General features: G+C 65.3%; 22 protein-coding genes. 9 read left to right on the plus strand and 13 right to left on the minus strand.

Annotated features, from left to right (window positions below; all coding sequences use genetic code 11):
• Positions 1-45 precede the first annotated feature (45 nt).
• Together M2320_RS14600 and hpt are read left to right on the plus strand one after the other, a co-directional pair.
• On the plus strand, positions 46-564 hold the full coding sequence (locus M2320_RS14600) for a hypothetical protein (protein ID WP_264597909.1): 519 nt from the start codon (positions 46-48) through the stop codon (positions 562-564).
• Positions 561-1,085 carry a hypoxanthine phosphoribosyltransferase gene (gene hpt / locus M2320_RS14605; protein WP_184426797.1) on the plus strand — a complete coding sequence of 175 codons (525 nt, stop codon included), beginning with the start codon at positions 561-563 and terminating at the stop codon, positions 1,083-1,085. The genes M2320_RS14600 and hpt overlap by 4 nt, the downstream gene beginning before the upstream one ends.
• A 104-nt stretch (positions 1,086-1,189) precedes the next feature.
• On the opposite strand, the gene thpR is transcribed toward hpt, so the two are convergent.
• A complete protein-coding gene (gene thpR, locus M2320_RS14610) occupies positions 1,190-1,735 on the minus strand; it encodes an RNA 2',3'-cyclic phosphodiesterase (RefSeq protein ID WP_264597910.1) in 546 nt (181 codons plus the stop codon).
• Between the two features lies 1 nt (position 1,736).
• Positions 1,737-2,423, minus strand: a complete 687-nt coding sequence (locus tag M2320_RS14615; protein ID WP_264597911.1) for an arylesterase — start codon at positions 2,421-2,423, stop codon at positions 1,737-1,739.
• 24 nt (positions 2,424-2,447) lie between these two features.
• Between M2320_RS14615 and M2320_RS14620 the strand changes: the two genes are divergently transcribed.
• The 3 genes from M2320_RS14620 (at position 2,448) to M2320_RS14630 (ending at position 6,574) form a co-directional block, all read left to right on the plus strand.
• Positions 2,448-3,146, plus strand: coding sequence for an ABC transporter ATP-binding protein (locus M2320_RS14620; protein WP_264597912.1), 699 nt, complete (start codon positions 2,448-2,450; stop codon positions 3,144-3,146).
• On the plus strand, positions 3,139-5,664 hold the full coding sequence (locus tag M2320_RS14625; protein ID WP_264597913.1) for an ABC transporter permease: 2,526 nt from the start codon (positions 3,139-3,141) through the stop codon (positions 5,662-5,664). The genes M2320_RS14620 and M2320_RS14625 overlap by 8 nt, the downstream gene beginning before the upstream one ends.
• A gap of 136 nt (positions 5,665-5,800) precedes the next feature.
• Positions 5,801-6,574 carry a Bax inhibitor-1/YccA family protein gene (locus M2320_RS14630; protein ID WP_184426789.1) on the plus strand — a complete coding sequence of 258 codons (774 nt, stop codon included), beginning with the start codon at positions 5,801-5,803 and terminating at the stop codon, positions 6,572-6,574.
• A gap of 133 nt (positions 6,575-6,707) precedes the next feature.
• Here the strand turns inward: M2320_RS14630 and efp are convergent, their stop codons facing one another.
• Positions 6,708-7,277, minus strand: coding sequence for an elongation factor P (gene efp, locus M2320_RS14635; protein WP_184426787.1), 570 nt, complete (start codon positions 7,275-7,277; stop codon positions 6,708-6,710).
• A 142-nt stretch (positions 7,278-7,419) separates the two neighbouring features.
• Between efp and epmA the strand changes: the two genes are divergently transcribed.
• The 4 genes from epmA to M2320_RS14655 are packed head-to-tail and all read left to right on the plus strand — an operon-like array spanning position 7,420 to position 12,544.
• Complete coding sequence (epmA, locus tag M2320_RS14640) at positions 7,420-8,451, plus strand: EF-P lysine aminoacylase EpmA (RefSeq protein ID WP_264597914.1); 1,032 nt, start codon at positions 7,420-7,422, stop codon at positions 8,449-8,451.
• Positions 8,448-9,533, plus strand: coding sequence for a lysine-2,3-aminomutase-like protein (locus tag M2320_RS14645; RefSeq protein ID WP_264597915.1), 1,086 nt, complete (start codon positions 8,448-8,450; stop codon positions 9,531-9,533). Before epmA ends, M2320_RS14645 begins: the two co-directional genes overlap by 4 nt.
• Complete coding sequence (locus M2320_RS14650; RefSeq protein WP_264597916.1) at positions 9,530-11,998, plus strand: DUF3772 domain-containing protein; 2,469 nt, start codon at positions 9,530-9,532, stop codon at positions 11,996-11,998. Before M2320_RS14645 ends, M2320_RS14650 begins: the two co-directional genes overlap by 4 nt.
• A gap of 30 nt (positions 11,999-12,028) precedes the next feature.
• On the plus strand, positions 12,029-12,544 hold the full coding sequence (locus M2320_RS14655; RefSeq protein ID WP_264597917.1) for a CAP domain-containing protein: 516 nt from the start codon (positions 12,029-12,031) through the stop codon (positions 12,542-12,544).
• On the opposite strand, the gene M2320_RS14660 is transcribed toward M2320_RS14655, so the two are convergent.
• The 10 genes from M2320_RS14660 to M2320_RS14705 all read right to left on the minus strand — a co-directional run bounded on the left by M2320_RS14660 (position 12,541) and on the right by M2320_RS14705 (position 21,551).
• On the minus strand, positions 12,541-13,449 hold the full coding sequence (locus M2320_RS14660; RefSeq protein ID WP_264597918.1) for an alpha/beta fold hydrolase: 909 nt from the start codon (positions 13,447-13,449) through the stop codon (positions 12,541-12,543). The genes M2320_RS14655 and M2320_RS14660 overlap by 4 nt on opposite strands.
• A gap of 134 nt (positions 13,450-13,583) precedes the next feature.
• The gene (locus tag M2320_RS14665; protein WP_264597919.1) at positions 13,584-14,513 is read right to left on the minus strand and encodes a YjbE family putative metal transport protein; all 930 of its coding nucleotides are present in this window, start codon (positions 14,511-14,513) and stop codon (positions 13,584-13,586) included.
• Positions 14,514-14,553: 40 nt separating this feature from the next.
• The gene (locus M2320_RS14670; RefSeq protein ID WP_264597920.1) at positions 14,554-15,786 is read right to left on the minus strand and encodes an NRAMP family divalent metal transporter; all 1,233 of its coding nucleotides are present in this window, start codon (positions 15,784-15,786) and stop codon (positions 14,554-14,556) included.
• The gene (gene hflC, locus M2320_RS14675; RefSeq protein WP_264597921.1) at positions 15,783-16,670 is read right to left on the minus strand and encodes a protease modulator HflC; all 888 of its coding nucleotides are present in this window, start codon (positions 16,668-16,670) and stop codon (positions 15,783-15,785) included. The genes M2320_RS14670 and hflC overlap by 4 nt, the downstream gene beginning before the upstream one ends.
• A complete protein-coding gene (gene hflK / locus M2320_RS14680; RefSeq protein ID WP_264597922.1) occupies positions 16,667-17,704 on the minus strand; it encodes an FtsH protease activity modulator HflK in 1,038 nt (345 codons plus the stop codon). The genes hflC and hflK overlap by 4 nt, the downstream gene beginning before the upstream one ends.
• Before the next feature lie 77 nt (positions 17,705-17,781).
• A complete protein-coding gene (locus tag M2320_RS14685; protein ID WP_184426769.1) occupies positions 17,782-18,537 on the minus strand; it encodes a glutamine amidotransferase in 756 nt (251 codons plus the stop codon).
• Positions 18,534-19,328 carry an SDR family NAD(P)-dependent oxidoreductase gene (locus M2320_RS14690; protein ID WP_264597963.1) on the minus strand — a complete coding sequence of 265 codons (795 nt, stop codon included), beginning with the start codon at positions 19,326-19,328 and terminating at the stop codon, positions 18,534-18,536. The genes M2320_RS14685 and M2320_RS14690 overlap by 4 nt, the downstream gene beginning before the upstream one ends.
• Positions 19,329-19,345: 17 nt before the next feature.
• Positions 19,346-19,855, minus strand: a complete 510-nt coding sequence (locus M2320_RS14695; RefSeq protein ID WP_264597923.1) for a TerB family tellurite resistance protein — start codon at positions 19,853-19,855, stop codon at positions 19,346-19,348.
• 190 nt (positions 19,856-20,045) lie between these two features.
• Positions 20,046-20,819 carry a hypothetical protein gene (locus tag M2320_RS14700; protein WP_264597924.1) on the minus strand — a complete coding sequence of 258 codons (774 nt, stop codon included), beginning with the start codon at positions 20,817-20,819 and terminating at the stop codon, positions 20,046-20,048.
• A gap of 6 nt (positions 20,820-20,825) precedes the next feature.
• Positions 20,826-21,551 (minus strand): hypothetical protein, encoded by a 726-nt coding sequence (locus M2320_RS14705; protein WP_264597925.1) that lies wholly within the window; start codon positions 21,549-21,551, stop codon positions 20,826-20,828.
• Between the last annotated feature and the right edge of the window lie 129 nt (positions 21,552-21,680).

The raw sequence follows: 21,680 nt of genomic DNA on the forward strand, positions 1-21,680 counted from the left end.
ACAGGAATGACAGACGAGGATTCCCACAAGATAATGGAGCGCGTCATGACTTCCGCCCCGCTTGCGCGAGATTTTCGCCCGCCAGCGCGGGCGCCGCGGCCGGCGCGTCCCGCGTCCGCCGATGCGAAAAAGTTTGGATTCGGCGCTCTGGGTTGGGGCGTCGGCTTGCTTGTCGCCTGGGGACTGCTGATTGGCGGGCGCGCTCAGATCGTGCGCGTGGTTCCCGCCGCCGCGCCGGCCTATGCGGCGCTGGGCCTCAAGGTCAATCTGCGTCAGATGGATGTTTTTGGGGTGAGCGCTAAATTGGTCGAGGAGGAGGGCCGCAAAATCCTGCTGGTCGAAGGCCAGATCAAGAACGTGGGCGCGGCCGCGCGCACGCCGCCGCGCATGCGCCTCGCCGTCGAGGATGCAAAGGGCCGCGAAATCTATTTCTGGACGGCGGCGCCGCCGAAATCGCGGCTCAACCCCGGCGAAAACGCCTTTTTCCGCGCCCGCCTCGCCGCGCCGCCCGAAGAAGGCAAGGATGTGCGCGTGCGCTTCGCCCCCGACGCGAGCGCCACATGAGCCTCGACATCCTGTTCAGCGAGGCCGAGATCGGCGCCCGCGTGGAATCCATGGGCTACGAGATCGCCGAGGCGCTGCCCGAACGTCTGCTTGCCGTCCCCATCATGACGGGCGCCTTTGTTTTCGCCGCCGACCTGCTTCGCGCTCTTTATCGCGCCGGGGTGGAGCCGGAGGTCGATTTCCTTCAGGTCTCCTCTTACGGCAAAGGAACGACATCGTCGGGAACGATCGAACTGTTGCGCGACGTCCGTGCGGATGTGACCGGGCGCGACGTGCTGCTGATCGACGACATTTTGGAGTCCGGCCGCACCCTGACCTATGCGAAAAAGGTCTTGATCGAGCGTGGCGCGCGCCGCGTGCTGATCGCCGTGGCCCTGGAAAAACCCCACAAGCTGGCGGTGGACATCGCGGCCGATTTCGTGGGCTTTCAGTGCCCTGACAGGTTTGTCATCGGCTACGGCATGGATTACGCCGGGAAATATCGGGAACTGCCATTTATCGGCGCGCTGGATCAGCTTTAGAGCATTTTCGAGCGAAGTGGATGCCGGTTCGCGTGAAGAAAATGCGTCAAAACAAAGAGCTAGAGCGCGTTCGATGAACGGGAGTTCACCGAACGCGCTCGAGTTCAGCCGAACGGATAGTCCGCCTCAACTCGGTAAGGCCCGCCGCCCACCGAATCCCGTGAGGAAAACAGGACGAACCGCTCGGCCTCAAACTTCAGCGCCAATGGAAAAGCCCGTTCGCTCAGCCATGCGCCAACGTCTCGCGCCGAAACGCCGCGCAGCCGCGCCAGCGTGACGTGCGGCGCGAACTTTCGGGTCTCCGGTTTCAGGCCATTGCGCCGCGCCAGCGATTCATGGGCGCCGGCGAGCCGCGCCAGCAGCGCGTCGCTTTTAACCCGTGCGAACAAGGCGCGCGGAAAATCGTTGCCGAACACGCCGAGTTCGTCCAACTCCAAAGCCAACGGCTGGCCTCCGGAGATACGCTCGGTCTCCGCCAAATCCTCGCCCAAGACCTGCGCGACATGACGGTCGACGTCGCCGAAGAACCGCAGGGTGATGTGGTAATCCGACGGCTCGATCCAGCGCGCCCCGGATAGACCGCCGCGATAAAACGCCAGTTCGCTGGCGATGGCGGGCGGGATTTCCAGCCCGCTGAACAATCGCGGCATGTCAGGGCGCCAATTTCTTCAGCCAGGTTTCCGTCAGCGGCAGGATGCCGGCGACGATGTGTTCGACGCCGGCCTTGCTGGGGTGCAAGCCGTCCGGCAACTGGTTCGACGGGACGCCGGCGACGCCCTCGAGGAAGAAGGGGTAAAGCGGCGCGCCATATTTTGCTGCGAGCTGCTGATAGATGGGCTCGAATTGCGCGGCATAGGTCCCGCCCAGATTGGGCGCGGACCGCATGCCGGCGATCAGGAACGGAATCTTGCGCTCACGCAGTTGCGCCAGGATGTCGTCGATGTTCTTCTTCGTCCCCGCGGGATCGAAACCGCGCAGCATGTCATTGGCGCCGATTTCGACAATGGCTGCGTCGGCGCCGTTGCCAAGCGTCCAGTCGAGCCGCGCCAGAAGACCGGCGGATGTGTCGCCAGAAACCCCGCCATTGACGATCTCCACATCAAAACCGTTTTGGCGCAGGGCTTTTTGCAGCACGACCGGAAAGGCCTGGTCGGCGGGCAGGCCAAGGCCTGCGGTCAGACTGTCGCCAAGCGCGATGATTCTTGTCGTCTTCGCCAGGACGGGTGTGGACAGCGTCGCCCAAGCGCCGATCATCAGCGTCGCCGCCACCAGAACTGGACGAAGCGGGTTGGAGCGCCCATATGCGCCACGACCCCAGAATTCCCTTTCCTGCAACACGCGCAATTCCTTCCGGACCCCTCGATGCCACAACGCGCCATAAGCCTTGTCGATGTCAATTTAACGCTCGGAGACGGTGAAGCCAGGGCGCACATTCTTAAAAACGTCTCTCTTGAGGTGGCGCGCGGCGAAACGCTCGCCCTGCTCGGCCCCTCCGGCTCGGGCAAATCCTCGCTGCTGATGGTGATGGCGGGACTGGAGGGGGTGGAGTCCGGCGCCGTCGAAATCGCCGGGCGCCGGCTCGACCGCATGGGCGAGGATGAGCTTGCCCGGTTTCGCGGCGCGCATATTGGCGTCGTGTTCCAGGGGTTTCATCTGGTGCAGACGTTGACAGCGCTGGAAAATGTCGCGCTGCCGCTCGAACTCGCGGGCGTCGCCGACGCTTTTTCGCGCGCCAAACAGGCGCTCGCGCAGGTCTCGCTGAGCCATCGCGAAAAACATTATCCGGCGCAAATGTCGGGCGGCGAGCAGCAGCGTGTGGCGCTGGCCCGCGCGCTGGTCGTCAATCCCGAAATCCTCTTCGCCGACGAGCCGACGGGCAATCTCGATTCCGCCGTCGGCGCCGAAATCGTCGAACTGATGTTCGCGCTCAACCGCGCGCATGGGTCGACGCTGGTGCTGGTGACCCACGACGAAGATCTGGCGGCGCGCTGCACCCGCATCGTCCGCCTGCGCAACGGCGCCGTCGAATCCGACACCCAGCCGGAATTGCAGGATGCCTAAGCTTCTTCGCTTCGCCCTTCGTGATCTGCGCGGCGGCTTGCGTTCGTTCGGCGTCTTCATCGCCTGCATCGCGCTCGGCGTGATGGCGCTGGCCGCGGTCGCCGGCGTGTCGCGCGCCATGCGCGACGGGCTGGCGAACCAGGGCGCCGCCATCATTGGCGGCGATCTCAGCCTTGCGCGCGCGCAAGGGGCGCCGGCAGACGAACATCGCGCTTTTCTCGCGGAAAAAGGGCGACTGAGCGAAATCGTCACGCTGCGCTCGATGGCGCGGCGCGAGGATTCCAGCCAGGCGACCTTGGTCGAGTTGAAAAGCGTCGACGCCGCCTATCCGCTTGTCGGGACGTTGCAAACCGAGCCGCAAGCGCCGCTCGCCACCCTTCTGGCGCGCCGGGAGCAAGGGTTTGGCGTCGCCGTCGATCCGCAACTCGGGTCGCGGCTGAAACTCGCGCTCGGCGACACGTTTTTCATTGGCGACGCGCGCTTCGTCGTCGCCGCTTGGCTGCGCCGCGAGCCGGATGCGCTGGGCGCGTTTGGCTTCGCGCCGCATGTGCTGCTGTCGCCCGAGGCCTTGAACGCCAGCGGCTTGATCAAGCCGGGATCGCTGACCCGCGCCTCGCTGCGCCTGCTGCTGCCGAACGCCGGCGACGCGCAGGTTGAGGCGGTCAAAAAGGAGTTTTCGGCGCGTTTCCCGGATTCCGGCTACGAAATTCGCAGCCGCGCCGATCCATCGCCGCAGCTGACGCGCAACATCGAACGCTTTGCCCAATTCATTACCCTGATCGGCTTGACGGCGCTGGTCTGCGGCGGCGTCGGCGTCGCCAATGCGGTGCGCGCGCTGATCGATCGCAAGCGAAAAACCCTGGCGATCTTGAAAGCGCTGGGCGCCAGCGGCGGCGAGGCCTCAGGCTTTGTGCTGATCCAGGTTCTGATCGTGGCCTTTGGCGCGGCGCTCCTCGGCGCGGCGGCCGGACTGGCGCTGCCGGCGCTCCTGCTCACCTATTTCGCGCAATCCCTGCCGTTCCCGATCGCGCCGGCCCTCCATCCCTTTGACGGGCTCTATGCGCTGGGCTTTGGCCTTCTGATCGCTCTGACCTTTGCCGCCGCCCCGCTGCAAGAGGCGCGCGCCCTGCCGGTGACCCAGCTGTTGCGCGACACGGCGATGCGAACGGGTGGTTCAAGCCGACGCGGGCTGGCGCTGGCGGCGCTGGGTGGGGCGGCCTTGATCGCCTTTGCCGTGCTGACCTCCGGCGACGCCAAGCTGACGCTGCAATTCGGCGCGGGCGTGCTGGCGAGTTTCGGCTTGCTTTACGGCGTCGCCCGTCTGGTGATGGCGCTGGCGCGTCGCGCGCCGCATGTCGGACGGATCACCTTGCGGCTCGCCGTGGCCAATCTCCACCGCCCCGGCGCGCTGACGCCATCTTTCCTTTTGTCGTTGGGGCTTGGTGTGACCCTCCTCACGGCTCTGATGGGCATCGAGCACAATTTGCGCGCCGAGATCGGCGAGTCCTTGCCAAAGGATTCGCCAAATTATTTCTTCATCGACGTGCAGAAGGCTGAAGCCGAGGATTTCAAAAAATTCCTGCACGCCGAGGCGCCGGACGGCCAGATCGCCAGCGCGCCCATGCTGCGCGGCCGCATCACGCGCATCAAAGGCGTGCCGGCCGAGCAGGTCACGCCGAACGAAAAGGCGCGCTGGGCGCTTGAGGGTGACCGCGGGATCACTTTCGCCAGCACGCTGCCGCAGAACTCGCGGGTGGTCGCCGGAGAATTTTGGCCGGCGGACTATCGCGGCCCGCCGCTGGTATCGATGGAGGTGGACGTCGCGCGGGGCCTCGGGCTTGAGGTGGGCGATGAAATCGCCGTGAATGTGCTCGGGCGAAACGTCACCGCAAAGATCGCCAATTTGCGAAAAGTCAACTGGCGCTCGTTCGGCATCAATTTCGTGCTGGTGTTTTCGCCGCATGTGTTCGACGGCGCGCCCTTCACCGCCCTCATGACCCTTTCGTCGCCGGAAAAGCCAACCCCAGCGCGTGAGGCGGCGCTTCTGGGCGCGGCGGCGAAGAGGTTTCCCTCCGTGGTCGGCGTCTCCCTGCGCGAAACCCTTGCGACCCTCGACGACATCCTGGGGAAGCTTGCGATCGCCACCCGCGTCGCGGCCTCGCTCGCCTTCGTCGTGTCCGCCCTGGTGCTCGCCGGCGCGCTGGCGGCCGGGCAGCGCGCGCGGCTCTACGAGGCGGTGGTGCTGAAAACGCTGGGCGCCACCCGCGAAAAACTGCTTTCGGCGCTGACGCTCGAATTTTCCCTTTTGGGCGTCGTGACCGCCGTTTTTGGTCTGATCGCAGGCGGTTTAGCCGCATGGCTGGTGACGACGAAAATGCTCGACGCGCCTTTCGTGCTGTTTCCGATGCAGGCGGCGCTGGTGGCGGGCGGCGCAACGCTGTTCGCCATTGTCGCGGGATTGCTGGGCACGGCCCGCGCGCTTGGGGAAAAGCCGGCGCGCTGGCTGCGGCAGGAGTAGCTGGATGAACAAAATGTAATCCGGCGACAGGACCGCCGGCGCTTGTCTTTTCAGGGGCCTGCGGCCATATTTTTTGTTAAGCCGCGCCGCGTCCGGATTGTCCTGAGGCGGCAGAGCGGCGTGTAACGAGGAATTCATGTCGAACTTTGACCGCAACGCCGCTCCGTGGAGCCGGAGCTATGCTCGGACGGGCGCCGACGTCGATCAAGGTCTGCGCGCCTTCATGCTTGGTGTCTACAACAACATGGCGATCGGCCTTGCGCTGACCGGCCTGGTGGCGCTCGGAACAAACATGCTGACCGTCTCGGCGGTCCCCACGGCTTATCACGTCGGCAAGCTCTATCTGACTGACGCGGGCGCCGCGCTTTATCTTTCGCCGCTGCGCTGGGTCGTGATGTTCGCCCCGCTCGCCTTCGTGCTGTTCTTCTCTTTCAAGATCGGCTCGATGGCCGCCAATTCGGCGCGCACCCTGTTCTTCGCCTTTGCGGCGGTGATGGGCCTGTCGCTGTCGTCGATCCTGTTGGTCTACACGGGCGCCTCTGTGGCGCGCGCGTTCTTCATCACCGCGGCCACCTTCGGCGCGTTGAGCCTCTATGGCTACACGACCAAGAAAGACCTCGGCCCGATGGCTTCGTTCATGATCATGGGCCTGATCGGCGTGCTGATCGCCGGCCTCGTGAACATCTTCGTGCAGAGCGCGGCCTTCCAGTTCGGCCTGTCGATCCTGTCGGTTCTGATCTTCGCTGGCCTGACCGCCTATGACACCCAGGCGATCAAGTCGATGTATTACGAAAGTGACGGCTACGAAGTCGCCACCAAGAAGTCGATCAATGGCGCGCTCATGCTCTATCTCGACTTCATCAACATCTTCACCTCCCTGATCCAGCTCACTGGCCAGCGGAACGACTGAAGCAGCCAAGACACCCAACGACACGACAACGAAGCCCCGCCCCGGCGGGGCTTCATTTTTTTTTGGTCTATATATAAAAAAAGGCCGGGGCGGCGAACCACCCCGGCCTTTTGTTCATCCTGGCGATTGCGCCTCAGTCCTTGGCGCGCTCGACATAGGTGTTATCCTCCGTGAGGACGACGATGCGGGCGCCGACGCCGATGTGCGGCGGGACCATCACGCGCAGGCCGTTGTTCATCTTGGCCGGTTTGTAGGAGGACGACGCCGTCTGACCCTTGACCACCGGCTCGGTCTCGACCACTTCCAGCGTGACGCGGGCCGGGAGCTGGATCGCGACCGCCGTGCCGTTGAAGATCGACAGGATGCACTTCATGCCTTCCTGCAGATAGGCCGACTGCTCGCCGATCACGTCCTGCGGCACGATGACCTGCTCGTAATTGTCATCGTTCATGAAGGTGTAGCCGTCGCCGTCGGCGTACAGATAGGAATAGTTCATGTCCTCGACGTGGGCGCGCTCGACCTGTTCGGTGGTCTTGTAGCGCACGGAGGTCTTGTTGCCGTCGGAGAGGCGGCGCATGTCGATCTGGGTCGTCGGCGTGCCCTTGCCCGGAAAGAAGCTTTCGGCGCTGAGCACGACATAGAGATTGCCGTCCTCGTGCTCGATGATATTGCCCTTGCGGACGTTGCTGGCGATGATCCTCACGTTTCGGCTTCCTTGGCGAGCGACGGCGGGCCTGCGGTTGATGGAACGGGCCGTCGGGTCTATGGACCTTTTGAATAGAGCGGCGCCACCTATACTCATCCCGCGTCGCAAAGCAAATCCTTGTCGCAAACCCGAGGAAAACATGCGTCGGCAAAATCCCTTCTGGGGAGAAGATTTTCACGCCAGCCGTCGTCCGCGTCTGCTCACGAGGGCGCGCATCGTCACGGCGCTGCGCGCCTTTTTCGCCGAACGCGATTTTCTCGAAATCGAACCCTCGGCTCTGCAGGTTTCCCCTGGCAACGAAACGCATATCTCTGGTTTCGCGACGCAATTTTCCGCGCCCGGCGGCGTCTCACAAAAACTCTACCTGCATTCGTCGCCGGAATTCGACTGCAAGAAATTGCTCGCGGCCGGAGAAACCCGGATTTTTGCGCTCGCCCATGTGTTTCGCAATGGCGAGCGGACACGACTGCACCATCCGGAATTCACCATGCTCGAATGGTATCGCGCCGGGGCGAGCTATCGGGAGCTGATCGCGGATTGCGCCAGTGTTCTGTCCGTCGCTGCGAAGGCGGCGGGCGTGGAGACTTTTCGTTTCGGCGACAAGACGCTCGATCCTTTCGCGCCGCCGGAGGCGTTGTCGGTGACCGAAGCGTTTCAACGCCATGCCGGGATCGATCTGACAAAATTGTTCGGGGATCGCGACGCTTTTGCCGAGGAAGCCCTGCGGTTGGGGTTGCGGGTAGCGCCGGACGATCATTGGTCCGATCTGTTCAGCAAGGTGATGTCGGAAAAAATCGAGCCGCACCTTGGACAGGGTCGCGCCACGGTCCTGATCGACTATCCTGCGAGCGAGGCGGCGCTGGCGCGGCGAAAGCCCTGCGATCCCCGCTTCGCCGAGCGTTTCGAGCTTTATGGCTGCGGCGTGGAGCTGGCCAACGCCTTCGGCGAGTTGACCGATGCCGCGGAACAGCGCCGCCGCTTCGCCGCCGACATGGACGAGCGCCGGCGCATCTACGGCGACCCCTATCCGCTCGACGAGGATTTTTTGCAGGCCCTGGCCTATATGCCGCCCGCGAGCGGCATCGCCATGGGCCTCGACCGGCTGGTGATGCTGGCCACCCATGCCGAAACCATCGATCAGGTCATTTGGGCGCCGGTGGCCAAGGCATGACCGACAAGGTTTTTGTGAGGATCGAAGAATTGGTCTCGGCCGGTCTGGTCGATCCCGGGCAGGCGGAGGTTTTGGCGGAGGTCGCGGCGCGCTACAGTGTCGCGCTGCCGGAAACGGTCGCCCGGTTAATCTCGCACCCTGCCGATCCCATCGGCCGGCAGTTCCTGCCGCGCGCTGAAGAATTGCGCGGGCTCCCCGAGGAAAACGCCGATCCGATCGGCGATGGCGCCCATCAGGCGGTCAAGGGTTTGATCCACCGCTATCCCGACCGCGTGCTGCTGAAACTCACCAGCGTCTGCCCGGTCTATTGCCGCTTCTGTTTTCGTCGGGCCAGCGTCGGCGCGGGGACCGAGGGGGTCCTGGACGATGCGGCGCTCGACGCCGCCTTCGCCTATGTGGCGGAACACACGGAAATTTGGGAGGTGATCGTCACCGGCGGCGATCCGCTCGCGGTTTCGCCCCGCCGGCTGGCGGCGCTGTCGCGGCGAATGGCCGCGCTGCCGCACGTAAAAATTTTGCGGTTTCATTCGCGCGTGCCCGTGCTCGCGCCTTCGCGCATTACGCCGGAGCTGATCGCGGCGCTCAAGGAGAGCGGCAAGACGGTCTATGTCGCCGTCCACGCCAACCACCCGCGCGAACTCACAGCCGAAGCGCGCGAGGCCTGCGCGCGTCTTGCCGATCACGGGGTCGCGCTGGTGAGCCAGACCGTTCTGCTGCGTGGCGTGAACGATGATGTCGAAACCTTGTCGGCGCTGATGCGCGCCTTTGTCGAAATGCGCATCAAACCCTATTACCTGCATCATGGCGATCTCGCGCCGGGCACGTCGCATTTCCGGCTGTCCCTCGACGAGGGGCGGCGACTGGTCCGCGCCCTCCTGGGGCGTCTGTCCGGACTTTGCCAGCCGATTTACGTCGTCGACATTCCTGGCGGCTACGGCAAGGCGCCCGCGGCCTATTTTGAACGCCAAGGTCGCGCCTGGTCGGTCGAAGATTGGCGGGGAATCCGCCATGATTATGCCGATTCGCTCGGGCATGGCGGTGACGCGCCAAAGACTCCGGCGCCGCAAGGATCTTCGCTTTGACCCGATGGTTTCTAGCCCTTTTGCTTGTCTTCACCTTGTCAGCGCCCACGCTGGCGGCCCCAAAGCTGCCGGCGCTCGCGGGCCCTGCGCCGGCTCCTGCTGAAAGCGCCCCGGTCGCGCCGCCGTCCGAACGGCTCGACGCCGCCAAGGCCGCGCTCGACGCGATCACCAAGGCGCTCGCCGCAGATTCGGTTCCCGACGCCGATCTCGTCAGAATGCGCGGCGACATCGATCCGGTGTTGGCGCAGGTGCTCGGCGTCGCCGCCGAGGTCACGCCCAAGCAGGCTGCGGTCAAGCAGAGGCTCGAACAGCTCGGTCCCGCGCCCGACGCCTCCGACGCCAACGCCCCGCCCGAGGACCCCAAGGTCGCGCAGGACCGCAAGGAGCAATTGAAACTTCAGTCCACCTTCGACGATCTCGCCAAGCGCGCCAAGCTGCTTCAGGTCCAGGCCGAACAGCTCGCCGAGCAGATCGGCGAGCGCCGCCGCGCGCTGTTCGCCAGTTCCGTGTTCCAGGGCGGCGCCAGCATCCTGGCGCCAAGCCTATGGGTCGACGTAGCGAAGGAGGCGCCGGCCGACTTCAAATCGGCCGTTGCGGCGTTCTCGGACCTGTTCCACCAGTTGCAAGCCGTGGTGAACGGCGAGAAGGCGGCGCTTGCGCTCGGCCTGCTGACGCTGATCGTTCTCGCCACTGGCTGGGCGGTTTTCGCCATCGCGCAGCGGCTGCCGAGGGAAAAACCGCACCGCGAACTCAACAATCTGAGAATCAGCGTCAACGCGCTGTGGAGCGGCCTCGCCATCATGATCCCGCCGCTCGGCGCGGTGGGCGCGCTGATCGCGCTGGTGAATTGGCTTGGGGTCTCTGACCCGCAGTTGACCCAACTCGGCATCGCTCTGATCGGCGTCGTCGTCAAGCTGACGCTCACGGCGGGCATGATCGCCGCGATTCTGGCGCCCTCTCGCGCAATTTGGCGCCCGATCGACCTGTCCGATCGCGTCGCCCGCCGGTTGTCGCAGCTCATTTTCATCCTGATGGGCGTCGCCTCCTTCGGGAGGCTTATCGAAGTGCTGGCGGAAACCGTCGGCGCCTCGCTCCAGGTTTCTGTTGCGGCGCGCGGCGTGGTTTCGATGCTGGTCGGCCTGATCCTGGCGCGTGGTCTCTATGGAATCATCCTGTCGCCGGACGCCAGGAACGCGGCCGCGGGCAAGCCTGCGAACCTTGCCGACGAATCGCCGTTCTGGGCGCCGATTCGGTTGTTCTCCTGGTTCGCCACCTTCGCCATCATGGGCGCGGCGCTGCTCGGCTATGTCGCGCTCTCGTCGTTCCTGGTCAACCAACTGGCCTGGATGGCTTTTGTGGGCGGCGTGCTGTTCCTGCTGCTCAAGCTCACCGACGGCGCGACGGAACAGGCCTTCCGTCCGGCGTCCCGGATGAGCCGCAATCTCACGGCGACGATCGGCGTGGGGCGGGAGAGCCTCCAGCAGATCGGCGTGCTGCTCTCGGGCCTTTTCACCGTCGCCCTTTCGGCCGCTGCGCTGATTCTGGTCATTTTCCCCTGGGGCGTTCAGTCCCATGACATGATCGGCGCCGTGCAATCGGTGATTTTCGGCGTGAAGATCGGCGATGTCACCATCTCCATGTCGAGCGTCGTGGTTGCGCTGCTGTTCTTCGCCGTCGGCTATGGTTTGACCGGCGCGGTGCGCAATTGGCTGCAAAATCGCTACCTTCCGCTCACCCAACTCGACCAGGGCCTGCGCGACGCCATTTCGGCGAGCGTCGGCTATCTCGGCCTCGGCGTGTCCCTGGTGCTGTCGCTCGGCTATGTCGGCATCAGTTTCGAGCGGTTGGCTCTGGTGGCGGGCGCCCTGTCCGTCGGTATCGGTCTCGGCCTGCAGGGCGTGGTCGCTAATTTCGTCGCGGGCCTGATCATCATGTGGGAGCGGGCCATTCGCGTCGGCGATCTCGTCGTGGTCGGCGGCGAAACCGGCACGGTGCGGCGCATCAACATCCGGGCCACCGAAATCCAAACCCCGGATCGCGCCACGACCATCGTGCCCAATGGCAACATGATCACGGGCGTCGTCAAAAATTTCGTGCGCGAGGATCGGGTCGGCCGGGTGGTGATCCCGGTCCAGGCGGCCTGGGATTCAGACCCGGAACAGGTCCGTGCGCTGCTGGTGGCGACCGCCAAGGAGCATGACGAGGTCGTGCGCTTCCCGGCGCCGCTCGCTTTGTTCGTCAAATTCGGGGCGACGATGCTGGAGTTCGAGCTCTATTGCTTCGTCGAGGATGTCGAACGCGCAGGCCGGGTCAAGAGTGACCTGCACTTCGCCATCTTCAAGGCTTTTGCGGAGGCCGGCATCAAGATGACCCCGCCGACGGCGCCCGTGCCGCTCGATGTCGGGGCGCTCGAGCCGATCTTGCGCACGCTCGCGCCCCCGTCCCGGTCGGAAGCGGAAAATTAACGCTTTGCTCTCACACCCTCGATCATGACCATGACCAAAATTCCCGCGCTCGCCGCGCTGCTGGCCCTCGCCGGCTGCGCCGCCGAGACTTTTGACAAGCCGGCGCCGCCGCCCGCTCCGCCCGCGACGCCAGGATTTTATGCCTCGATGGCCAAGCCGGGCGCGAAGATCGACGCGCAGGGCGCGGCCGAAATGATCTCGCTCTATCGCCGGAATCATGGGCTGGAGTCGCTGACGGTCGATCCCGCGCTGATGGAGGAGGCGCGCCGCCAGGCTGAGGCGATGGCCGGAGCCGACAAGCTCAGCCACGAAGTCCGGGGCTCGCTGACCGACCGGCTCAACCGCGCTGGCTTCGCCAAGTCGAGGGCCGTCGAAAACGTCTCGGCCGGCTACCACACGGTCGCCGAAGCCTTTTCGGGCTGGCGGGATTCAAAGCCGCACAACGCCAACATGCTGGCGCCCGGGATGACGCGCATGGGGATCGCCGCCGTCTACAATCCGAACGCGCGCTATCACGTGTTCTGGGCGCTGGTGCTGACCAATTAACTTGTTTTGCCCGCGAGAAAATCCTCGACCGGCGCCAGCGAGGCCGCGGGGTTTTCCTCGAACGGGACATGGCCGAGGTCCGGCAGGCGCACCAGTTTCGCGTGCGGCAGATCGCGCAGAAAATCGTCCGCATTGCTGATCGGGATCATCGCATCCTTCTCGCCCCAAACCAGCAAGGTGGGGATTTTGATGCGGGCGAGAGTGGGGGCGGGATCACGAAGCCGCACCTGCTCCATGCGCGCCAGAATCGCCTCGCGCACGCCGGGCGCCAGCATGAGGTCGTGATAACGCGTCACGGTCTCGTCGCTCAGCGCCTCCGGGCGGGCGTAGGCGGCGGCGAGCGTCTCGCGCAGCAGGGGACGCGGCGTGACATAGGGCAGCGCCCGCATCACCAGCGGGGTTTCCGGCGTCTTGTCATATTCGAAACCGGCGCTGGCGAAACCGTCCGGAGAGATCAGCACCATGCGGTTGACGCGGTTCGGATGCTGAGCCGCGAAATTCCAGGCGATGCGTCCGCCGAGCGAATTGCCGATCAGACTGGCGCGGGCGATGCCGAGCTTGTTCATGAGATCGGCGAGGATTTTGATCTCGCGGTCGTCGCTGTAGTCGCCGGTCGGGTCGGGGCCGGTCAGGCCGAAACCCGGCAAATCGAAACGGATGACGCGGTAACGCGCCGAAAGTTGTTGCGCCCAGGGCTCCCAGGTGTCGAGGCTGGAGGCAAAACCGTGCAGCATGATCACGACGGGGGCGTTGCGCGGTCCGGTGTCGCGCAGGCGCAAGCGCACGCCGTCGACGGTGCTGTACGCGCCGGGATAGGCGGCCTCAAGCTCGGCGCGCGGCTTGTCGGGAGAATAGACCAGAAGGGACACGGCGACGCCCGCCACGGCGAGAATGGGCGCGATCATTGATCCGTCCTCGTATCGGGCAAGGCGCGCTTCCTTTCCTGGCAAGCCGATTTTTCCGGCTGTCTCCAAAATAGATGTTGAGCCGCGCCCGGTTGGTCAAGCTGCACGTGTGTGATCTCGGCCTGGACGGCGGTTTAATTGACGAAGAAGACGAAATAGCCGATCGAGGCGCCGAAGACCGCGAACAGGCCGACGAGTCCGATCAGCATGACGAGATCGTCCTGAGCGACCGACTCTGCGCCCGCCATGTCCGGCGCGGGAGCGCTTTTCATAACAGGCTTCGGCAAGGGCGCGGCGGCGGCGATCGCCTTCTTGACGGGTTTCTTTTCCGGAAGGGGGGGCGCTTTGCGTGCGCGACGCTCAGGCGGGTTCTTCTCCCGCTCCGCCACGATCCACTTCGCCTGCAAATAGACGAAAATCGCGCCCGCTATGGGGAGCGCATAGGCCAGCGCCGGCGCTTGTCGCGCCACCCAGTCGGCGTAGGCCGCGTCGCTTGCGGCGAGGTCGCCCGCCGTCCAGCCGAGCAGCAGGCCGCCAAAGACGACGAAGGCCGGGTATTTTTCCAGCAGCAGGGCCAGAGCCGCGCTGCCGACGATCAGGATTGGAATGCTCAGCGCAAGGCCGGCCAGCAGCCGCCAGAGATTGCCGGCGGCCACGGCGGCGAGCGCCACCACATTGTCGAGGCTCATGATGGCGTCGGCGGTGACGATGACGATCGCCGCCGCGAGAATGTCGCCGCGCAGACCCGTCGGCTCCTCGGGGCGGTCTTCCAGGGGCTCTCCCGGTTCAGCCGCCGAGAGGTTCACGGCGATCACGATCAGCAGGAAGGCGCTGACGAGTTTCAGGAACGGAACCGAAATGAGCACGCCCGCCAGCGCGGTCAGCAGGACGCGCAAGACGATGGCGCCGGCCGCGCCGAGCACGATGGCTTTTGACGCGTCGCGCTTCGGCAGCGTGCGGCAGGCCATGGCGATCACCGCGGCGTTGTCGCCGCTGAGCACCAGATCCAGGAACAGGATTTGCAGCGGCACAACAATCCAGGAGGCGGTCAGTCCGCTGTCCATCTCATTCCACTCCAAGGCCTCTCAAGCGAGGCAAGACCTCTCACGCGAGGACGCCCACCAGCCCCGCATAGAGCGCCAGCGCCGACACCAGCAGAAACAGCGCGGCGCTCGCCGCGGCGCGCAGCCCCGAGGGCCGCAGATCGCCGTCGAGTTTCCGACGCGCCAGCACGAAAAGACACAGCAGCGCCGCGGGCAACAGCAATGCGTTGACAACCGCGACCGCCATCGACAGGCGCACGGCGTCCACGCCCGCCGCGACGAAAGCGCCGGCGCAGGCGAGCAGGACGACGAAGCTGCCATAGAACCAGGGCGCCTCGCGCGGATGCTGTTCGAGCGAGTGCCGTCGGCCCGCCGCCTCGCCGACGGCCCAGGCGCAGGCGAGGCAGGCGACGACGCTCGCCACCAGCGCGCCGCCCATCAGTCCCGCGCAGAACAACGCGGAGCCGACGCCCTCGCCCAGCGCGCGGTCGAACAGGCGCGCGAACTCGCCGACGGTGTCGTCGGAGACCGCGCCATGTGAGGCCGCCGCGACCTGCACGCCGCAGGTGACGAGCTGGCAAAGCGTCGCGCCGACGAGCGTGTCGAACCGCGCATGGCCGAGATGCCGGCGCGTCAAACCTTTGTCGCAGGCGGCGGATTGCTGGTAGAACAGCGCCCAGGGCATGATCGTCGCGCCGAGATTGGCGGCGACCAAGTATAGCAGGCGCGGCGAATGGGCGAGGCCGCTCGTGTCGGCGGCGATCCTGGAAAAATCCGGATGCGCCTTCCAGCCGGCGTAGAGAAAGACGCATTCCGCCGCGCCGAACATCAGGGCGATCCGCTCCACGGAGCGGTAGGAGCCGGTGAGCGCCATTGCGGACAGGCCGAGCACGACCGTCCCCACGGTGAGGGCCGAAGGAATCCCGTAAAACTCTCCCGCCGCCGCCATGCCGCTGAACTGCGTAACCAGCGCGCCGAAACAGCTCGCCGTCAGCACCCCGGCGACGACAATCCCCGCGCGCCCGCCAAAACATTCGCGGATCAGCTCGATCGCGCCACGCCCTGTTCCCAGCGCCAGCCGCAAGGCCAGCTCCTGGGCGACATAGAGAACGGGAATCACCGCGAGCTGAAACAGGATCAGCGCATAGCCGGTCTCCACGCCGGTCTGCGCCGCCGTCAGAATGCTGCCGACGTCGGTGTCGGCGAGCATGACCACCAGTCCGGGGCCCAGGGCCGCGAAATAGGCGCGAATCCCCGTTTCGCGGCGCCCTGTTCCCGGCGCGGCGGTCGTCAACGCGCGCCCTGCGGCGCCGCGATTTGCGGGCCGTGCTTGAAGGTCTTCAAGAATTCCGCGTCTGGAGACAGGACCAGCGTCGGGGCGGAGTCCGCGAGCGACTGGCGATAGGTCTGCAAGGATCGATAGAAGGTGTAGAAGCCGGGGTCCCGGCCGACCGCCTCGCCCAACACCTTGTTGGCGGCGGCGTCGGCCTCGCCATGGGCGATCCGCGCGGCGCGCTGCGCCTCCGACAGGATGACGGTGCGTTCGCGATCGGCGCGGGCCTGGATCTGCTGCGCCCACTCGAACCCCTGCGCGCGCAGCTCCTTGGCCTCGCGCTGGCGTTCGGATTTCATCCGATCGTAGATCGCCTGACTGGTTTCGAAGGGCAAGTCGGCCCGGTGCAGCCGCACTTCGACGACATCGACGCCATAGGGACGGAATTTCTCCGTGACCTCGCGCTGAACATTCTCGATCACCCGGCTGCGGTCGGCGGAAAGCAGCGCGTGCAGATTGATCTGGCCGAATTCGCGGCGCAGCGCCGAACTCACCACCTGCGCCAGTTGCGCGCGCGCCTGTTCGACGGTGCGCAGCGACTGGTTGAATTGCTGGGGATCCACGATGCGGAAGCGCGTGTAGGTCTGGACCTCGATGCGTTTCTGATCGCCGAGGATCACCTGTTCCGCCGGGGGCTCCAGCAGCAGCAGGCGCGCGTCATAGATGAGGGCCGTATCGAGGAACGGCGCTTTCATCTTCAGGCCCGGCGTGTTTTCGGTCCGAACCGGCGCGCCGAGACGCACGACCAGCGCGCGCTCGCCCTCGCCGACGATGAACAGGCTCGCTTGGGCGAGATAGGCGGCGAGCGCCGTCAGCGCCAGCGCGACTTTGGCGAGGCGGCTCATTTCGGCGCTCCCGCACTCGTTGCGGGCGTTCTGGTCTCGGTGAGCGGCAGGAACGGCTGGACGCTCGCCACGCCCTTGCCCGAGGAATCGATGATCACTTTCGAGGACTTGCGCAGCGCCTCATCGACGCTTTCGAGATAAAGCCGCCAGGCCGTGACCTCCTTGGCCTGCGCATAGCTCTGATAGACCGACAGGAAATTCTTGGCGTCGCCTTCGGCCAGATTGACGGCCTGGGCGCGGTAGGCTTCGGCCTCCTGCCGGATGCGCTCGGCTTCGCCGCGCGCGCGCGGCAAAATATCGTTGGCGTAGGCCTCGGCCTCGTTGCGGGCGCGCTCCTGGTCGGCGCGGGCGCGCTGGACGTCGTTGAAGGCGTCGATCACGGTGGTCGGCGGGTCCACGCGCTGCAATTGCACCTGCATCACCGAAATGCCAGCCTGCTCGGAATCGAGCAGTTTTTGCAGGACATTGCGCGTCTCGTCGGCGATCTGCTGGCGCCGGTCGGACAGCGCCGCCTGAATCGGCGTGCGCGCGATCACCTCGCGCAATGCGCTTTCGGCGGCGATGCGCAAGGCGGTCTCCGGCTCCGCCACCTTGAACAGGTAAAGGCCGGCATCCTTGATCTGCCAGACGATGGCGCAATCGGCCTCGACGATGTTCTCGTCGCCGGTGAGCATCTGCTTTTCGCGCGAGGCGCCGCCGCCGGCGGCCCCGAGTTGCAGCTGGTTGACTTGGGTCACGCGCGGCAGCAGCGCCGTCTCGATCGGCCAGGGCAGATGGAAATGCAGGCCCGGCTGGGTGGTCTCGACCCATCGGCCGAAGCGCAGGATGACGCCCTGCTCGTCGGGCTGCACCTTGTAGAGGCCGGTCGAGGCCCAGGCGAAAACGGCGAGGCTGAGGACAAGCGCGGCGCTGCGCCGGCTGAAGGACGGGATTTTGAAGAACTCGCCGAGTTTCTCCTTGGCGAGCCCGCCGAGGTCCTGCGGGTGATCGCTTACGGCGCTGTCCGTCAGCGCCTCCTGGCTTTGCTCGGTCAAGGTCGGTCTCTATTGCGGCGACGCGTCGGCGCGGAAACTAGCGTTGATTTAGGTCAAAAGCTAGCGTGGCGCACGCGTCATTCCGCGGGCGCCATCCGCTCGACATCCGGGGCGCCCAGCCAGCGTTTCAGAAACTCGATGGTCCAGCGCGCAATCGAGCGATCATGCTGGAACCAGCCGTCAATATGGCGCTGGCGGCTCTGGGCGCCGGGGTGATTCATGCGATCCAGCGACGTGATGGTCCAGCGGCAGATCATTTCGTAGGTCACATCGGGGTGGAACTGGAGCCCGAAGGCCTTTTCTCCCACCTGGATCGCCTGCGCCTCGAAATCCTCGCCTTCGGCGAGCAGAACCGCGCCTTCGGGGCAGTCGAAACCCTCGCGGTGCCATTGATAGACCCGGTTGGGAAAAGGAGACTCGCAGAGTCCATGGCCGTCTTCGGTGGGATGGATTGGATAATAGCCGACTTCCACCTTGCCTTCCGGATGGGCGTCCACCTTCTGGCCGAGTTGGCGCGCCAGCAGTTGCGCGCCCAGACAAATGCCGAGGTACGGTTTGTTTTCCTTGAGCGGCGCGGCGAGCCAGTCGATTTCGCGCTTCAGCCAGTCTTCCTCGTCATTGGCGCTCATCGGGCCGCCAAAGAAGACCGCGCCGGCGTGCTCATGAAGGTTTTCAGGCAGGGGATCGCCGAAGCGCGGGCGGCGGATGTCGAGCGGCGCGCCCAATTCGCGCAACAGGCGGCCGATGCGCCCCGGAGTCGATTGTTCGCCATGCAGGACAACGAGGACCGGCTTGTACTGCGACCAGGACGAGGACGAAGCGCAAAAATTCATTCTCGGCCCACCTCCCTCTTGCGGCGCAATTGCACGGCGGCGACATTGTCGAGCAGCAGCGACTTCGGCGTGACGCCGATGGCGCCGACCATGAGCCGTGTGAACAGGCCGGGGATTTCGACGCGCTTGCCGGCCATCATCGCGTCATAGCCCGCCTCGGCGACGGCTTCCGGCGAGAGCTGGACATATTTGATCCAGTTCATCAGGCCGCCGAACCCGGCGCGCGCGCCAAATCCGGTGGGCACGGGACCGGGGCACAAAGCCGTCACCGTGACCCCGTGCGGTTCCAGCTCCTTGGAAAGGGCTTCGGTAAAGGACAGGACATAGGCCTTGCTCGCGTAATAGACCGCCATTCCGGGACCCGGCATGTAGGCGGCGACCGAGGCGACATTGAGGAGCCGGCCCTTGTTCGCGATCAGATCCTTGGAAAAGCGCAGGCTGAGATCGGTGAGCGCCCTGATGTTCAGGTCGATCATGCCGAGCTGAGTGGCCCGGTCGCTCTCCGCCGCCGCGCCGAGCAGGCCGTAGCCGGCATTGTTGACGAGGATTTCGACGCTGGCGCCGGCGAGGGTGACGAAATCCTCGACGGCGGCGGGCGCCTCGGGAGCGGCGAGATCATAGTCCAGAACCAGCGGGCGCGGCGCGGTTCGGCCGGGATAGCGGGCGATCTCGTCGGCGAGCGCATCCAGGGCCTGCCGGTTGCGCGCGACCAGCGCGAGATCATGCCCTTTCAGTCCGGCGTGGCGCGCCAGATCGGCGCCAATGCCGCCGGAGGCGCCGGTGATCAGCATGAGTTTTCGTGATGCGCTCAAGCCTTGCTCTCCCCGACATGGCTGTCCCACGGCGCCGGCGCCAGCGGATCCAGGCCAAAATCGCCGCGCACCTTTTGGCGCAGCGCAATGCGGTCGCGCGAGGGGACGGCCAAAAGTTCGGAAACGCGCCAGATGACGTTTTCCTCGAATTCCGCGAGTTCGCCGTCGGCATAGGCGACGGTCCACATCATCTCGATCATGCGGCGGCGTTCGGGAAGGCTCGTGGAGTCCTTGAGAACGGAGGTGAAGCGATACAGGTCGACCGCCTCGCGATCGCTCCGGCGCCCGGCCTCCATCAGCTCCTGCGCCTGCGCCTCGCTGACGTCGAACCGCTGTTGCAGCAGCAGCAGCAGGGCGCGGCGTTCGGACTCGCTGAAAAACCCGTCGACCTCGGCGACATGCACCAGGAGCGCCGCCGAGGCGACGCGCAGTTCGGTGTCGCCCAACTCACGCTCGCTCGGAGCGCCGGTGAGCTCTTCGACAAACTGCCTGATGCGATCAAACATCGACCCTCGCTCCATACGCTCGAGGCAATTCTGGACGCTGCAAGTTTAATAAAGCATTAACCGTGCCGCGGGCGACGACGCAATCGGCGAATCCGACGGATTGGCGTCGCAAAAACGCAAATTGAGCTCGAACCCTGTCAGGCTAACGCGCGGCGCGGGTCAAATCCATGCGCTGGATCAGTCAAGAAATCTAAATGAGCCAGGTCGCCTCTTCCAGCGCGCGCCGCATTTCGAAGGCGCGGAACTGCGAGAAGACCGGCGTCATCCAGCTCTTCAGGCCGGCGCGCACCACCAGCGACATGTCCGAGGGCGGCTCGATCAGGAACCAGGACAGCGACAGGTCGGGCGGCTGCAGCGCCCGGCTGACCAGCGCGTCCAGCGCCCCGATCTTCAGCCGCCGGTGTGGCGGATAGAGCGCGAGCCTCTCGTGCGCGTCGGGGCCGAGCGGCGCCGCGCCCTCGTTATAGGTGAGCAGGGTCTCGACCGTCGGCAGCGCATTGGCGAGGCTCCAGGCGGCGGCCGGCGAGGCCTGCGAGGCGTCGGCGTGAAACAGGATGATCGGCTCGACATTCTTGCTGCGCGCCTCCTCGACAAAGCCGATGTCCTGGATCAGCGTAAAAAAGCGGTCGTAGGAGCGGCTCCAGAGATCGATGATCTTGGCCTCGCCGTCGGGGACGAGCAGGCGGTCGATCATGGCGATCTGTCCCTGCGTCGAGGCGAGATCGACATTTTGTACTCGGCCGGAAAAGCGCGGCGCGTAATCGGGCTCGTGCGGATCGGCGTCGAACCCGACAAAACCGCGCCGCGACGCGAGAAAATAATCGGACCACAGCCGCGCCGTGGTGCTGACGCCGACGCGCCCATGCGGCGCGCAGCAGATGAACACATAGCTCTTCGGCGGCCGCTTCTCTTCGGCGTCATCAGGCGAGCCGTCCGGCCCGCGCCAATCCCGCCCAGGCTGCATGTCACATCACCGTTGCGCGAGCAGGTCGAGCAACCGCACGCGGTTCAGTTCGTCGGCAATCTTCGCCTGCCAGGTGCGCACATAGCCGCGCAGCACGAAGGAGGCGTTGGCGGGTTCGCCGCCGGCCGTCTTGTTGGCGACGAAGGTCGAGAACGACGTTCCCGCGATCTCCACCTGCTCGTAAGCCATTTCGTCGAGCTTGGGGATGACGATCTCGCCCGACGGATTCACCTTCTCGAAATACTTCCGGTTGGTCACCGGGTCCCATTCGAAGAAAGTCGTGGCGTTGATGTGGTTCTTCACCAGAAAATAATTGGCGTCGTCGATGAACGGCGCGGTCTCCGCGATTTCGTCCAGCGAGGCGATGGAGGGGCCGAGCACATGCAAAAGCGTGAAGCTGAATTCGCCCGCCCGCACCGCATCCAGAAACCCGACGTCGCGCAGCGCCCGCAGCGTCGCGCCCAGCGCGCCGGCGCGGGTATCGATCACGCTCACCTTGATCTGCGCGGAATTCAGCGTGTCGAGAATCCGCATCTGGTCGGACGTCTCGGTGATATCGACGACTTCCGTCACCGGCCCGTGGAACCGCTTCAGCGTGCCGCGCGGCGACTCGGTGTCGAAGGCGCGGGTGAGGATATTGTTGGCGGCGAGATAATCGAGCAGGGCGCGCGAGACGGTCGTCTTGCCCACGCCGCCCTTGTCGGCGCCCACCAAAATGACGGCTGGCTTCATGTTATGTCCGGCTCCTGGCGTAGAAACACTCGCATCCGGCTCAACCGGACGTTTCTTGGAACTCTTGCTTTGCGCGGCCGAACCCCGGGGGGCAGGGGGCCGCTTGTCAGGGGTGCGCGCCATGCCGCC

Origin of the sequence: Rhodoblastus acidophilus, from assembly GCF_025961575.1 — a bacterium.
Taxonomy (GTDB): Bacteria; Pseudomonadota; Alphaproteobacteria; order Rhizobiales; family Beijerinckiaceae; genus Rhodoblastus; species Rhodoblastus acidophilus_C.

Coding starts and splice junctions, on each gene's coding strand:
- M2320_RS14695 (WP_264597923.1), bottom strand. CDS start 19,855: ATGTTTGATCGCATCAGGCAGTTTGTCGAAGAGCTCACCGGCGCTCCG.
- thpR (WP_264597910.1), bottom strand. CDS start 1,735: ATGCCGCGATTGTTCAGCGGGCTGGAAATCCCGCCCGCCATCGCCAGC.
- hflC (WP_264597921.1), bottom strand. CDS start 16,670: ATGAGCCGCCTCGCCAAAGTCGCGCTGGCGCTGACGGCGCTCGCCGCC.
- hpt (WP_184426797.1), top strand. CDS start 561: ATGAGCCTCGACATCCTGTTCAGCGAGGCCGAGATCGGCGCCCGCGTG.
- M2320_RS14700 (WP_264597924.1), bottom strand. CDS start 20,819: ATGCAGCCTGGGCGGGATTGGCGCGGGCCGGACGGCTCGCCTGATGAC.
- M2320_RS14655 (WP_264597917.1), top strand. CDS start 12,029: ATGACCAAAATTCCCGCGCTCGCCGCGCTGCTGGCCCTCGCCGGCTGC.
- M2320_RS14600 (WP_264597909.1), top strand. CDS start 46: ATGACTTCCGCCCCGCTTGCGCGAGATTTTCGCCCGCCAGCGCGGGCG.
- M2320_RS14660 (WP_264597918.1), bottom strand. CDS start 13,449: ATGATCGCGCCCATTCTCGCCGTGGCGGGCGTCGCCGTGTCCCTTCTG.
- M2320_RS14625 (WP_264597913.1), top strand. CDS start 3,139: ATGCCTAAGCTTCTTCGCTTCGCCCTTCGTGATCTGCGCGGCGGCTTG.
- M2320_RS14690 (WP_264597963.1), bottom strand. CDS start 19,328: ATGCTGATCACCGGCGCCTCCGGCGGCATTGGCGCCGATCTGGCGCGC.
- M2320_RS14705 (WP_264597925.1), bottom strand. CDS start 21,551: ATGAAGCCAGCCGTCATTTTGGTGGGCGCCGACAAGGGCGGCGTGGGC.
- M2320_RS14630 (WP_184426789.1), top strand. CDS start 5,801: ATGTCGAACTTTGACCGCAACGCCGCTCCGTGGAGCCGGAGCTATGCT.
- M2320_RS14645 (WP_264597915.1), top strand. CDS start 8,448: ATGACCGACAAGGTTTTTGTGAGGATCGAAGAATTGGTCTCGGCCGGT.
- M2320_RS14665 (WP_264597919.1), bottom strand. CDS start 14,513: ATGGACAGCGGACTGACCGCCTCCTGGATTGTTGTGCCGCTGCAAATC.
- M2320_RS14620 (WP_264597912.1), top strand. CDS start 2,448: ATGCCACAACGCGCCATAAGCCTTGTCGATGTCAATTTAACGCTCGGA.
- M2320_RS14685 (WP_184426769.1), bottom strand. CDS start 18,537: ATGAATTTTTGCGCTTCGTCCTCGTCCTGGTCGCAGTACAAGCCGGTC.
- epmA (WP_264597914.1), top strand. CDS start 7,420: ATGCGTCGGCAAAATCCCTTCTGGGGAGAAGATTTTCACGCCAGCCGT.